Genomic DNA, 12,914 nt, shown 5'->3' on the forward strand with positions numbered 1-12,914 from the left:
TGATTGTGAGTTCCTGAATTGCCGAAAAAAGGCCGGGGCAGGCCGGCGGCGGCCTGCCCTCGGCTCCCGCTCTACTTCTGCGCTCCCGTGATCCCGAGCGTCATGACGAGCGGCGTTCCGACCTCCGCTGCGCGAATGGCCTTGCGGATCTGCGGCTGCGCTCCGCGCCAGGCATAATCCTTGCAGTAGAGCCGGTCATAGGTCACCGCGAACTCCGCTTCGTCCGACGACAGGCTCAACGGACAGACTTCATCCACCGCCTGACCAACCCTTCGGTAAAGGAGGTGCTTCCCCTCCTTGGACGTGAGCGACAAGTCGGCGAACGACACATAGCGGGTCAGCGGGTCGATATGCTTTTCAATGACCACCGGCTGGCTGTTTTTCGCCATGGAGGCGGTGGCCGTGACGAGCAGCGATCCAACGAAGGCGGCTGCCCCGATACATGCGAGTTGACGTGCGTCCATGTTCTCTCTCCCTCGCTCTGCGGATTACGATCCGCGAACTCCGGAGATGAACCTTTCAGTTTATTGACGGAGGTTAATTTCGACGGGTTTCGGCGGTTTTTCAACGATTGGCACTTCCATCGACGAACCTTGCTCGGCGAGGGCACGAACGGTCTCGGCGGCATGAGACTTGGAAACGGGCTCGACCGACCCGTCGCTAAGCAACACCTCCCAATGACGGTGGTGATGCAGGAGTCGTTCGACATGCTGGCGGTTCACAATCGTCGAACGATGAATGTGTAAAAATCCCCATCCGTCGAGCATTTGCTTCATCTTGTGGATGGTGGTGTGGAGCAGCCAGCTGACATCGCGGGCATGGACCCGCATGTAATCCCGCTCCGCCGTAACCTTGATGATCGAGGAAAAATCAACGCGTTGCCGTCCGTCGGCGCAGGGCACCCACAAGCATTCGTCACCATCCGCGGAACGGACGAAGCGCTTGCAGACAAAGCTCGTTTCGTAATGGGTTACGAACTGGCGGAGGTCGGCGGCCATTAAATGCAACGTTTCGTTGAATTCGAGCAGAGACGAGAAGCGAAGCTGGACGATGAAATCGAACGCCCCTTCGGTCTCCAGCGACACTTCAGCCAAGGAAATGATGCTGCTTTTGAAGGCAGCAAGGCCAGCGGGATCCGCCCGGTGATCTATAGCCAGGCATAGCAACACCAGCAGGCCGTCATCGATGACTGCAAGTCTCGATGTCATAAGGCGCACCCCCTTCCGGCCGAGCCCGGAAGCGAGACTAATTTAACAGAAATCTAACGGCGGAGCGAATAACATCGCGCGGATTTGCGCGTGATGCGTGAACTATCTTTCCCGCAACTCGACAAGGGACTGCCGCGCGAGATCGATTTCCTTCTTCGTCAGGGGCCGCGCATCGGCCGGAACGCAGCGGCGGCCGAGGCTGTCGGACAGGGCGACGCACATCGCGATACCGTCGCGCAAAGCGTTGCTGAAATAGTTGAGGAAGACGACGTGCTGACGCGCGGCCGCAGCAATCTTGTTCTTGAACGCATGGTCCGCGCACAGGGCCTTTGAGTCATACTGGATCGCCAGCGGCTCACCGCCGGTGTCCGGACTGAAGCGGATCATAACGCGCGGATCGGTATTCGGGACCGGGTCCATGCTGATCGCGAACGACCGGAAATAGTCGATCTGTTTCTGGCTGAACTGCAGGGTCGACTGAAAGCGGGCGATCGCGGTGCGCACCTCCTTGCGTTCGATCGAGGCCAGGCCGCCCGCCCCCATCAACTCCTGATAGACCGACGTCGGGGCGGCGATCGCGGGCATCATGCCGAAGGTGTTGATCGCCTGGAAATCATCGGCCGACGGACATTCCCCGTTACCGAGAGCGGCGGCGAAGATCTCTTCCCGTCGAACGAACGGCGCCATCTGGTCGTGCATGTTGCGGATGACCGCGACGTCGCCTTCACTCTCCTCCTGCAACCGCTCCATCAACTCGTGATGACGGGCGGCTTCGCTGCGTCGTTGTCCCCACTCCTGCAGTTCGAACGCGATGAGGATGCCCGCAAGGACACCGAGCGTCTCCAGCGCGAGGAGCAGCCACTCGCGATCGTCGATGCGCCGGAATGCGTCCCCTACGCGACGGAACAGGACCATGTCGCCCGACCCCCGTGGTTAACAATTCGAAGGATGATTTCGATTGGAGCCGCACGCAAGAGGCGCGTCGAAGGAGAGTGACGAGGGGTCCGCCAAGATTTGTGTAACATATTGGCACAGGCGGTTTTTAACCAATGCAATTCAACTGGCGTTTAATTAACACTGCGGTTAACAGCTACTCACCTTTGTAGGGGCAACACCAAATGAAGAAGTTAGTTCTCGCGCTCTGCGCAATGGGCGCGGCTACCCTGGCGACGCCGGCGATGGCTGCCAATACCGTGGACACCACAATCGTCGATCCCTGCTCAGCGGGGTATGTGCAAGGTGCCGTCGCCTGCCAAGGTTATTATGGAAAAAATTGGATCACGGGCGGCGTCGGTTCGGCGACCACCCAGGAGCAGATGGACGCAATTTATGCTTTGCTGAACGGCACGGCGCAGGTTGGTGATCTTAAACCGACTGACAACACTAATTCGTACACGCCGCCTTACACTGGTGACTTCAGCCACGTCCTCGCAGCGGTGACCGGACTCAGCGGAGCCAATCAATTCGTTTTTTCAAACTTTTATATGACCGGCCTCACAGTCGTTGGAGCGCACTTCGGCAATAATACCGACAGCGATAAAAATAACGTGACAGCATTTTGGTTAGTTGACCTTGGGGCGACGCCGACAAACGCAATTTCACTGAATGGTTCTGGCGACGGGACCTCGAATGCGCAGGTGTTCGCGACAAATGTGCGTCCGGCGGTTCCGGAACCGGCGACCTGGGCGATGATGCTGCTCGGCTTCGGCGCCATCGGCATGGCTTCGCGCCGCAGCCGCAAGCCGGTGCTCGCGCAGATCGCCTAAGCTCAATTCCTGACTATCGAAGACGACGGGCGGTCCTCACGGGCCGCCCGTTTTCGTTTGGCAATCGGACGAATGAACAGCAGAAGCGGCGCATGACCGTGCGCACCGTTGCCATGCTGACCGCGGGGGGTCTCGCGCCATGCCTGTCGGCGGCGGTCGGCGGACTGATCGAGCATTATACCGAGGTCGCGCCCGACGTCCGCATCATCGCGTACCTCAATGGCTATGCCGGGCTGCTGACGGGCAAGTCGGTCGAGGTGACCGACAAGGTGCGTGCGACGGCGAAGCGGCTCCATGCTTTCGGCGGCAGTCCGATCGGCAACAGCCGGGTGCGGCTGACCAATGCCGAGGATTGCATCAAGCGCGGGCTGGTCCAGCCGGGCGAGGATCCGCTGCAAGTGGCGGCGGAGCAGTTGCGGCGCGACGGTGTCGACGTGCTCCACACGATCGGCGGCGACGATACCAACGGGACCGCGGCCGACCTCGCCGCCTTTCTCGACAGCCATGGCTATAGGCTGACGGTGGTCGGGCTGCCCAAGACGATCGACAATGATGTGATTCCGATCCGCCAGACGCTCGGCGCTTGGAGTGCGGCGGAACAGGGGGCGCTCTATGCCCGCAACATCATTGCCGAAAGCTCGTCCAATCCGCGGGTGCTGATCGTGCACGAGGTGATGGGCCGAAACTGCGGTTGGCTGACCGCGGCGACCGCGCTGGCGCATCACCAGTGGGTCAAGGACGCCGGGTTCGCCGAGTGGCTGGAGAACAGCGCGGCGCGATGGGACGTGCATGGGGTGTATGTGCCCGAGCGTCCGTTCGACATCGCCGAGGAAGCCGCGCGTCTGCGGCGGACGATGGACGAGCAAGGCGGGGTGAACCTGTTCATCTCCGAAGGCGCGGGCGTGCGCGAGATCGTCGCGGCGATGGAGACGGCTGGCGACCCCGTGCCCCGCGATCCGTTTGGCCACGTCCAGCTGGACAAGGTCAATCCGGGCGAATGGTTCGGCCGGCAGTTTGCCAAAGCGCTCGGTGCGGAAAAGGTGCTGGTACAGAAGAGCGGATACTTCGCCCGGTCCGCGCCGGCCAACGACGTCGATCTCGCCCTCATCCGCGCCTGCACGACTTACGCGGTCGACGCGGCGTTGCGCGGCGAATCCGGTGTCGTCGGCGAAGACGAAGAGCGCCGCAACGAACTGCGCGTCATCGAATTCGAGCGGATTGCCGGCGGGAAGGCGTTCGATACGTCGGTGCCATGGTTCACCCAGCTGCTGCGAGAATTGGGACAAGCTTGATCCCTGCGGCGGGTGACGGCGGGATTAAAGGTTGGTCACACTGAAACTGCCGATGAAGCGCGCCCGTTGAGCGAGCGGCAACGCCAATATCAACGAAGTATCGAGTATGAACCGCATCATTGCCGCGATCGTTCTGGGTTCGGCCGCCACGGCGCCCGTCATGGCCCAGATGCCGCAGCCCCGCCCACCGATGATGGCGTGGAATCCTGGCACCTTTTGGCGAGGCGCACCGGCCAATCCCTACGATCGCATCCAGTTCCTGCAGGAGCGCGTGAACCGCGGGGTCCGCAACGGGAGCCTCGACCGGCGCGAGGCCATGCGAGTCAATCGCGAGCTTGCCGGCGTGCGGGCCTGGATCCAGCAGAAGCATTGGCAGGACGGTGGGCGGCTGACGCCGCCGCAACGAGCGATGATCCAGGGGCGGCTCGACCAGATCAGTCGTCAAATCCGGTGGATGAAGCGGACCGACTGGTAGAACGACAGGCGCCCGGCCCAGCGCCGGGCGGCTAGCTGCTCGGGATAGTTGTGTTCGGCCCCGCCCCGCGCTGCTGCCAATAGGTCGTCAGCCCCAGCTCGTCGCATAGGGCAGCGAAGCGCCTGTCCTGGCGTACGCTTGCGAGCGGCGGCATGAACAGCCACTGCGTCCGGCACCAGCTTGGCGCGTTGGCGTTGAAGCTGCGCGGCTCGACTGGCCGACTGGCCACCAGCGGCCCTTTGCTGAACAGGAGCCCGTTGATCACGTCATAGGCCTCGTCGACAGCGCCCATCTGCGCCAATGCCATCGCCGCATATGCAGCCTGACCTGGATATGCTCGTGCTGCCGCCAAATTGGCTGTTGTCGCCGCGGCCACGTTGGCGGGCGTAGGATGCGCGAACGCATCCAAGGTGGGCGCCCATTGGGCAGGCTTGACCGGATGCGAGTTTCCGAGCGGCCCGGTTTTGTCGTTCATCATCGCGGCGGCTGCGCCCGTCCGGCCGCTGAACGCCAGGATCATGAACCGCGCATTCCAGACCAGCGAATGGCGCGGCCACAGAGGGATCAGCCGCTCGGACAAGCGAAGCGCGTCGTCGGTTCGGCCCCCGGTCCAAAGCCGCAGCGCGCGGCGCCAATGCGGGGTTGGCGAGCTCGGCGCGATCGCCGCGGCCTGTTCGTTGAAGATCCATGCCTGGGACAAAATTCCGGCGGCCTGAAAGAGGGACGATAGCGCACCGACGATATGGAAGTTGGTGGGAGCATCACGCCGAAGCGCCTGCAGCCCAGCCTCCGTTTGCGACCAATCGAGGCTGCCCGCCTGCATATCGAGCATTGCAAGCCGAGCGTGGGGTTCGCGACGATCCAGGCGAAGCGCCGCGCGCGCCTGCTGATCCGCGTCGCGCAAGGCGTCAGCAGCATTGGGACCGCCATTGAACGCCTGCGTCTCGTTCGCCAAGGCGGACAGGCCGAGCGCCCGGACGTTCGCGGGCTCCAGCGCAAGCGCCTGCTGCAAGGGCGGCAAGGCTTCACCCGCCAGCATCGGGGCGGCGTCGCGCAGCAACGTGTCGCCGCGATCGACGAGACGCGTCGCCCGTTGCGCCTTGTTCTCGCGAGAAATCCAAAGCCCGGCACCGCCCGCGCCAACCGCCAGGGCGGCTGCGCTTCCCGCCAGCACCGAACGACGCGTGATCGCGGGTTGCTCTTCGTCTTTCGTAGGCTCAGCGATGAGGCGGTAGCCGGTGCGAGGAACGGTCTCGATGACCACCTCGCCGCTGCTTGTCCGCTCCAGGACCTTGCGCAGTTCGGCGACGAGCCGATTGAGACTGGCGTCACCGACCTGCGCATTGCCCCACAGATGGCTGAAGAGCTCCCGCCGCTGCACCACTTCACCTGCGCGGTCAGCGAGACGAAGAAGCAATTGCATGACAAGCGGCTCGACCGCTTCGTCCCCGCCTTTCCCGCACACATGGCGGCGATCAGGATCGATCGTCAGCCCGGCAACACAAAGCGGGAAGTTTGCTGGAGCGTTCACGACACTCGGCCCCCTGATCAGCCCATCATCGTTTTCTGATCATGGGCCAATCGGGGCAAACCGCCAAGTCCCCGGATGCGGCGGGGAAGCGTGTTAGGCGGGCGTAACCTCACCGGCGCCAGTGCCCGCATCGTCGCCGGCATCGGGACGCTTGTCGAAGACGACGTCGATGAGACCGAACGCCTTGGCTTCGTCCGCCTCCAGGAACTTGTCGCGGTCCATCGCCTTCTCGATCTCCTCGAGCGGCTGGCCGGTGTACTTGGCATAAAGCTCGTTGAGGCGCTGGCGCATGCGGAGAATCTCGCGCGCCTGGATCTCGATGTCCGCGGCCATGCCCTGGGCACCGCCGGAGGGCTGGTGAATCATGATTCGGCTATTGGTCAGCGCGACGCGCATGCCGGGCTCGCCAGCGGCGAGCAGGAAGCTGCCCATCGAGGCGGCCTGACCGATGCAGACGGTGCTGATCTTCGGCCGGATGTATTGCATGGTGTCGTGGATCGCGAGGCCGGCCGTCACCACGCCGCCCGGCGAGTTGATGTACATGAAGATGTCCTTCTTCGGGTTCTCGGACTCGAGGAAGAGCAGCTGGGCGGTGATCAGCGAGGCCATGTGGTCCTCGATCGGGCCGGTGATGAAGACGATGCGTTCGCGCAGGAGCCGCGAGTAAATGTCGAAGCTGCGTTCGCCCCGGTTAGACTGTTCAATAACGATGGGGACAAGCTGCGAAACGATGTCTTGATGGTCGATCACGGGTGTGCGGTCCTTTGTTTGGTACAGCCTACATCGGCGCGAATGCTTCAAGGTTCAAGCGGGCGGCAAATGCGAAAAGGGCGGCCCGTTTCCGGACCGCCCTCTCCCCTCGCGTAATGCGAATTCTACTTGCCGCGCTCCGGGGTTGCTGCCGGCGGTGGCGGCGCAGACGGTGCCGGCACCGGCTCGACAACCGGCGCCGGCTCGGCCGCTGGTGGCGGCGGCGGGGCCGGCGGCGGCGTGTAGGCGACGGGAGCCTCGCGGCGTGCCCCAAGCTTCACCGCGAGCCGCGCATAATAATAGCGGCCCGGGGTGTCGTAGACGTTGGCATCGAAGTTGCCGCTAGTGTCGCAGCTGAGGCAGCCCGGCGTCTTCTTGTTGAAGAGGTTGTTGACGCCGACGGCCAACTCCAGGTCCTGCAGCAGGAAGTTGAAACGTGGCTTCAGACGCACCTGCGCATCAGTGTAGAAGACCGATTTCAACCGATTGTTGTTGTTCAGGATTTCCTTGAGCGACGAGATGTAGCGCCCGGTTACCGTGGCGCCGACGATGCCATAATCCCAGTCCAGCACGCCGATCGATTTCCACTTCGGGAAACCCTGCGTCGGCGAACCAAGCTCAAGCCCGGCGCGCTGCTCGACCGCTGTACCAGTCGCCGTCGGCGTGGTGACGTCGTACTTGGTAAGGAACGTGTTGTTCCAGGTCAGCCCAACCGTCCCCATGTTCGACAGACGTGTGCGGTACGCGAGGTTAAGGTCGATGCCGGTGGTGCGGATCGACGCGATGTTCTGCAGCACACCTTGAATCTGCAGGACGTTGCCGGTGCCCGGCGCACGCGAAACCGCAGCGCAGGCCAGCGGATCGTTCTGGTACACGCAACGGTACAAGGTGGTGGTGGCGCTGATCGACTGGATCGCGTCCTTCACCTTGATGTTGTACCAGTTCATTTCGGCGGTGAAGCCACGGATCGGATTGACGACCACGCCGAGGATGACGCTGGTCGAGGTCTCCGGAGTCAGGGCTTCGTTGCCGCCCGTGATCACCGACAGCTGATCGTTTGGCCCTGTGGTGGAGCCCGTCGCCGGCACGCCGCGCGCGACACAATTGGCGCGAACCGTCGCGTCGTTACTGAACCGACGCGCCTGAGCGCTGGCATTGGAGCACGGATCGTCGATCTGCGAGTCAAAGCGCGAAGGCGAACCTTCAAGCTCACCGATCGTCGGCGCCCGGAAACCCTCCGCGTAAGACGCGCGCAGGCGAACCGCGTCGACGGGCTTCCAGTTTAGGTCGGTCTTGAACACGCTGTGCGAGAAAGTGCGGCCGGAGTCCGTCTTGTAGTGCGAGTAGCGTCCCGAGCCGTTCAACTCGAGCAGCTCGGCGCCCGGACGCCCCTTGATGAAGGGCGCGTTGAACTCCGCATAGACCTCAGCGACCTTGTAGCCGCCGCGTGAAGCCTGGGCAGGAATGTCAGAGCTGTTGCCGGCCTGCACGACCGGATCCGGATCGAAGCGGCCGGTCAGCCGGCGATATTCCGCACCGACTGCCACGCCAAGCGGGCCGCCGCCGACGTCGAACCATTTGCCAGAGATGTTGGCCGAGGTGCCCCACAGCTTCTGTTGACTGGTATCGTGTTGATCGAAGCCGATGAACGCGAGCATCGCCGGGGTGATCGCACCGGGGGTGCCGAAGACGTTGAGCGGGACGCATGAGCCGGTGCAATTGGCGATCGGACCAAGGGCCTGGGCAACTTTGGCGGCATTCAGGTTGCCGTACATGACCTGGCTGGCCTTGTTCCTGCCCCAGATGCCGTTGACGTCCCAATACCACTCGCCGCCAAGGCGGCCGTCGAGGGTGGCGCTGCCATAGTAGGTCTTGACCGTCTGTTCGAAGCGGCGTGGGCCGGCTTCGACGACGCGGCGGCGGATGTCGTTGTAATTGCCGCCCGGCTGCCCGTTCGGGATGAGGTCGAAACCGAACGGATTGTACGGGTTGGTCCGCGAGATGGTGATATTGTCGAGCGGCGTTCCGCTGCCGGTGTCGGGACCGACGCCGAGCGGGATCGGCGCGGCCTGGTTGACCGATTCACGGCGGTTCCACAGCGCCTTGATGCGCAGGTGGGTATCGCCGTTCAATTCCTGCACGAGGTTGCCGAACAGGCCGTAGCGCTTCAGCGGAATATCCAGATAGTTGTACGGCGCGAAGTTGAAGCGATCAGTGACGGCGAATGGCCGGAAGCTGGCCGGATATGGCGGCGCGGTCGTCGTGAACGGTGCGTTCAAGGTCAGCGGTCCGCCAGCGAACACGAAGCTGTACCGGCCAGTCAGTGGATAGCTGGAGCAGGAAGAGCTGCACGCCGTGGTGTAGGGGCTTGGAAATGCCGAGATGGCGCGATCAGCGGCGAGGACGCCGTCCGACTTCACATAATTGCCGCCGACGACGATCTGCGTCGAGCTGTTGCCGCCATTGCCCCAGCTTAGCTGGTAATTTTGCGTCCAGCCGTCGTCATGATCTAGGTACGAGCCGACCTGCGCGGATGCGGCAAAGCCTTGCTGGCGTTCCTTGGTGATGATGTTGACAACGCCGGCGATGGCATCAGACCCATAGATGGTCGACGCGCCGTCCTGCAGAACTTCGACGCGCTCGATCATGCTTTCGGGGATCGAGTTAAGGTCGACCGACCCCGGCACGCCGCTGGCGGACGCGCCATTGAGGTAGCGCAGGCCATCGACCAGCACGAGGGTGCGGACCGAACCGAGATAGCGCAAGTCGATCTCGGCCGAACCTGCGCCGACACCCGCACCGTTCGGCGGATTGCCGAGATTGCCGGAGTTGTTGAATTTCGAGTTGATGCCACCGCCCGCGCTGGGCAGGCGCTGGAGCACGTCGTTGACCGAATTGAGGCCCGTCTTTTCCATGTCCGCTTTGTCAATGAACACGCGCGGCGCGTTGAGATCGAGCGGGCTGCGGCGAATGCGGGAGCCGGTGATCACAATGTCGTTACCCGCCGTCGGGACGGACGCCTCGGGCGGCGCGGCCGCCGGATCGACGGTGCCTTGCGCACTCGCCGTGGCGCCGATGGACAGCGCGGCAAAGGCCACGCCCGCATGAAGAACCGAGTTCAACCGCATCATATTCCCCCTTCTGTCGCGCATCTGACGGCGCGTTTCACAGCGAGCGGAATCTAACTCAGGTGAAGAATCGGCGGAAGGTGAGTGTCACGAGCCCGACACAAATGTCGGCGGGTGCGGCTATTCCGCGACAGTTATCGCGGAGCCTCTAACGAAAGATAGGCGAGCCTTCGGACCTCCCGACGGCCCCTTGTAACGGTGTCGAGAATAAGGCCCGCGAAGAAACAAAGCACCGCGATAATGATCATTCCCGTGACCAGGATCGCAGTCGGGAAGCGGGGCACAAGGCCGGTGTGCAGGTAGGTGATCACCAGCGGAACCGCGAGCACGATGGCCAGCGCAACGAGGAGCGCGCCGATGCTTCCGTAAAACAGAACGGGGCGTTCGACGCGGTAGAGCGTGCCGATCGTCTTCAGGATGCGCCAGCCGTCGCCGTAGGTGGACAGCTTCGAGGCGGAGCCCTCGGGCCGCGCGCCATAAGCTGTTTCAACTTCTCCGACCGGCATACGGAGTTCCAGCGCGTGAACACTGATCTCGGTCTCGATCTCGAAACCCGAGCTCAGCACCGGGAAGCTTTTCACGAAGCGGCGCGAGAAAACCCGGTAGCCGGAAAAGATGTCGCTAAAACTGCGGCCGAACAGCCCAGAAAGAAGGCCGGTGAACAGCTTGTTCCCGAGCACGTGACCGCCGCGATACGCACTTGCCTCTTCGTGCTTGCGCGTGCCGACGACCATGTCGAGCTGTTCGGAGAGCAATTGGTCGACCATCGCCGGCGCGGCCTTGGGATCGTAGGTCAGGTCGCCATCGGCCATCACGTAAACATCGGCATCGATGTCGGCGAACATCCGACGGACGACGTGACCCTTGCCCTGCTGGCGCTCGGTGCGGACGACGGCGCCCGCCTCCGTCGCAACCTCGCGGGTGCGGTCGCGACTGTTGTTGTCGTAGACGTAGACGGTGGCGCCGGGCAGCGCGGCGCGGAAGCCGGCGACGGTCGCGCCGATGGCCGCTTCCTCATTGTAGCACGGAAGCAGGACGGCGATGCGCGGTTGCTGACTTGCCAAGATCGTCCCCCGTTCGGGCTGAGCCATGTCGAAACCCTGCCCTTCTCTCGCGGTGTAGAAAGAAAGGCAGTCCTTCGACAAGCTCAGGACGAACGGACTACTTCTTCTTGGCCGGGGCCTTCTTCGCGGCCGGCTTGGCTTCGGCCTTCGCCTCGGGGGCCTTGGCGGGGGCCGCATCCTTCACCGGCTTGGCCGCCTTGGGCTTGGCCGAAGCCTTTTCGACCGGGCCCTTGGCCGGCGCTTCGGCAACGGCCTCGTCCTTGGCAGCCGCCTTCGCCTTGCCCTTGGCAGCCGTCTTCTTCGCCGGCTTCTCGCCGTGGTCGTGGCCGCAGCCTGGACCATGGACGTGGCCTTCTTCGGACTCGAGGTCCGCTTCCAGCTCGGCGCGGGTCGCCTTGCGGTCGTTGATCTTGGCCTTCGCGAACAGGAAGTCGACGACCTTGTCCTCGTACAGCGGCGCACGAAGCTGCGCGGCGGCCATCGGCTCCTGCTGGATGTAGCGGACGAAATTCTCGCGGTCCTTGGGCGCATATTGCGACGCGGCCTGCATCACCAGGCGCTGCATTTCCTGCTCGGTCACGTCGACGCCGTTAGCCGAACCGATTTCCGACAGAAGCAGGCCAAGGCGGACGCGGCGCTCGGCGATACGGCGGTAATCGTCCGCATCGGCCTCGATTTCGGCCAGCGCGGCCTTTTCGTCTTCCTCGTGGCTGGCTTCGTGGCGCAGCTGGGCGACGATGTTCTGATATTCGGCCTCGACCATCGACGGCGGAACCGGGAAGTCGTGACGCGAGGCGAGCTGGTCGAGCAGCTGACGCTTCATGTGCGTGCGGGTCAGGCCGTTAAGCTCCTGCTCCATCTGGCCGCGGATTAGGCCGCGGAGCTGCTCGAGGTCGGTCAGGCCGAGCGACTTGGCGAAATCGTCGTCGATCTTCTGCTCGCCGGCGGTCTTCACGTTCTTGACCGTCACCGCGAAGGTCGCGGCCTTACCGGCGAGGTTCTTCGCCTGATAGTCGTCGGGAAACTTGACTTCGACATTGCGGCTGTCGCCGGCCTTGGCCCCAATGAGCCCGTCCTCGAAGCCGGGGATCAGGTTGCCCGAGCCCAGCTCGACCTGCATGTCTTCGCCCTTGCCGCCTTCGAACGGCGTGCCGTCGATCGAGCCTTCGAAGTCCATGACCACGAGATCGCCGTTGGCGGCGGCGTGCTTCTTGGGCGCGTCTTCCCAGCGCTTGCTCTGGCTGGCGAAGGTCTTGATCTGCTCTTCCAGTGCGTCGGCGTCCGGCTCGACCGTCAGACGGTCGAGAGCGATGTCGTCGATCGATGGCGTCGGGACGTCCGGCAGCGCTTCGAGATTGACGCGGACTTCGGCGTCCTTGCCATGGGCATAGCCTTCGTCCAGCTCGACCTGCGGTTGCATGGCCGGACGGATCTTCTGTTCCGTCAGAAGCTGCTGAACGCCTTCCTGGACGGAGGCATTGAGCGCGTCGCCGCGGAGCGAGTCCTCGTGCATCTTTCGGATCAGGTTCGGCGGCACCTTGCCGGGACGGAAGCCGGGCATGCGCACCTGCGGCGCGATGCGCTTCACTTCCTGGTCAACCCGCGCTTCAATGTCCTTAGCGGGGATGGTCAGCATGAAGCCGCGCTTCAGGCCTTCGTTCTCAGTCTCGACAGTCTTGATGGCCACGTTGTTCGTTCCC

General features: G+C 63.3%; 11 protein-coding genes. 3 read left to right on the top strand and 8 right to left on the bottom strand.

Annotated features, from left to right (window positions below; all coding sequences use genetic code 11):
• Positions 1-71: 71 nt before the first annotated feature.
• From QU596_RS03445 to QU596_RS03455, 3 genes are all read right to left on the bottom strand, one after another.
• Complete coding sequence (locus QU596_RS03445) at positions 72-464, bottom strand: UrcA family protein (protein WP_308517183.1); 393 nt, start codon at positions 462-464, stop codon at positions 72-74.
• A gap of 60 nt (positions 465-524) precedes the next feature.
• On the bottom strand, positions 525-1,208 hold the full coding sequence (locus tag QU596_RS03450) for a LytTR family DNA-binding domain-containing protein (protein WP_308517184.1): 684 nt from the start codon (positions 1,206-1,208) through the stop codon (positions 525-527).
• Between the two features lie 102 nt (positions 1,209-1,310).
• Positions 1,311-2,123 carry a hypothetical protein gene (locus QU596_RS03455; RefSeq protein WP_308517185.1) on the bottom strand — a complete coding sequence of 271 codons (813 nt, stop codon included), beginning with the start codon at positions 2,121-2,123 and terminating at the stop codon, positions 1,311-1,313.
• Positions 2,124-2,326: 203 nt separating this feature from the next.
• Here QU596_RS03455 and QU596_RS03460 point away from each other — a divergent pair, with 203 nt between their 5' ends.
• From QU596_RS03460 to QU596_RS03470, 3 genes are all read left to right on the top strand, one after another.
• Positions 2,327-2,974 carry a PEPxxWA-CTERM sorting domain-containing protein gene (locus tag QU596_RS03460; RefSeq protein ID WP_308517187.1) on the top strand — a complete coding sequence of 216 codons (648 nt, stop codon included), beginning with the start codon at positions 2,327-2,329 and terminating at the stop codon, positions 2,972-2,974.
• A 92-nt stretch (positions 2,975-3,066) separates the two neighbouring features.
• On the top strand, positions 3,067-4,266 hold the full coding sequence (locus QU596_RS03465; protein ID WP_308517189.1) for a pyrophosphate--fructose-6-phosphate 1-phosphotransferase: 1,200 nt from the start codon (positions 3,067-3,069) through the stop codon (positions 4,264-4,266).
• A gap of 106 nt (positions 4,267-4,372) precedes the next feature.
• A complete protein-coding gene (locus tag QU596_RS03470) occupies positions 4,373-4,741 on the top strand; it encodes a hypothetical protein (protein ID WP_308517190.1) in 369 nt (122 codons plus the stop codon).
• A 31-nt stretch (positions 4,742-4,772) separates the two neighbouring features.
• Here the strand turns inward: QU596_RS03470 and QU596_RS03475 are convergent, their stop codons facing one another.
• The 5 genes from QU596_RS03475 to tig form a co-directional block, all read right to left on the bottom strand.
• On the bottom strand, positions 4,773-6,272 hold the full coding sequence (locus QU596_RS03475; protein WP_308517191.1) for a winged helix-turn-helix domain-containing protein: 1,500 nt from the start codon (positions 6,270-6,272) through the stop codon (positions 4,773-4,775).
• A 93-nt stretch (positions 6,273-6,365) separates the two neighbouring features.
• Complete coding sequence (clpP, locus tag QU596_RS03480) at positions 6,366-7,022, bottom strand: ATP-dependent Clp endopeptidase proteolytic subunit ClpP (protein WP_308517192.1); 657 nt, start codon at positions 7,020-7,022, stop codon at positions 6,366-6,368.
• A 125-nt stretch (positions 7,023-7,147) separates the two neighbouring features.
• A complete protein-coding gene (locus QU596_RS03485; RefSeq protein WP_308517194.1) occupies positions 7,148-10,153 on the bottom strand; it encodes a TonB-dependent receptor domain-containing protein in 3,006 nt (1,001 codons plus the stop codon).
• A 131-nt stretch (positions 10,154-10,284) separates the two neighbouring features.
• Complete coding sequence (locus QU596_RS03490; protein WP_308517195.1) at positions 10,285-11,241, bottom strand: glycosyltransferase family 2 protein; 957 nt, start codon at positions 11,239-11,241, stop codon at positions 10,285-10,287.
• Positions 11,242-11,311: 70 nt separating this feature from the next.
• Positions 11,312-12,895, bottom strand: a complete 1,584-nt coding sequence (tig, locus tag QU596_RS03495) for a trigger factor (protein ID WP_308517936.1) — start codon at positions 12,893-12,895, stop codon at positions 11,312-11,314.
• Positions 12,896-12,914 lie beyond the last annotated feature (19 nt).

Origin of the sequence: Sphingomonas flavescens (genome assembly GCF_030866745.1) — a bacterium.
Lineage (GTDB): Bacteria > Pseudomonadota > Alphaproteobacteria > Sphingomonadales > Sphingomonadaceae > Sphingomicrobium > Sphingomicrobium flavescens.

What these genes read in the sequence shown, in the direction of transcription:
- QU596_RS03445 (WP_308517183.1), bottom strand. Translation starts at nt 464, where the DNA reads ATGGACGCACGTCAACTCGCATGTATCGGGGCAGCCGCCTTCGTTGGA.
- QU596_RS03460 (WP_308517187.1), top strand. Translation starts at nt 2,327, where the DNA reads ATGAAGAAGTTAGTTCTCGCGCTCTGCGCAATGGGCGCGGCTACCCTG.
- QU596_RS03490 (WP_308517195.1), bottom strand. Translation starts at nt 11,241, where the DNA reads ATGGCTCAGCCCGAACGGGGGACGATCTTGGCAAGTCAGCAACCGCGC.
- QU596_RS03485 (WP_308517194.1), bottom strand. Translation starts at nt 10,153, where the DNA reads ATGATGCGGTTGAACTCGGTTCTTCATGCGGGCGTGGCCTTTGCCGCG.
- QU596_RS03450 (WP_308517184.1), bottom strand. Translation starts at nt 1,208, where the DNA reads ATGACATCGAGACTTGCAGTCATCGATGACGGCCTGCTGGTGTTGCTA.
- QU596_RS03465 (WP_308517189.1), top strand. Translation starts at nt 3,067, where the DNA reads ATGACCGTGCGCACCGTTGCCATGCTGACCGCGGGGGGTCTCGCGCCA.
- QU596_RS03470 (WP_308517190.1), top strand. Translation starts at nt 4,373, where the DNA reads ATGAACCGCATCATTGCCGCGATCGTTCTGGGTTCGGCCGCCACGGCG.
- QU596_RS03455 (WP_308517185.1), bottom strand. Translation starts at nt 2,123, where the DNA reads ATGGTCCTGTTCCGTCGCGTAGGGGACGCATTCCGGCGCATCGACGAT.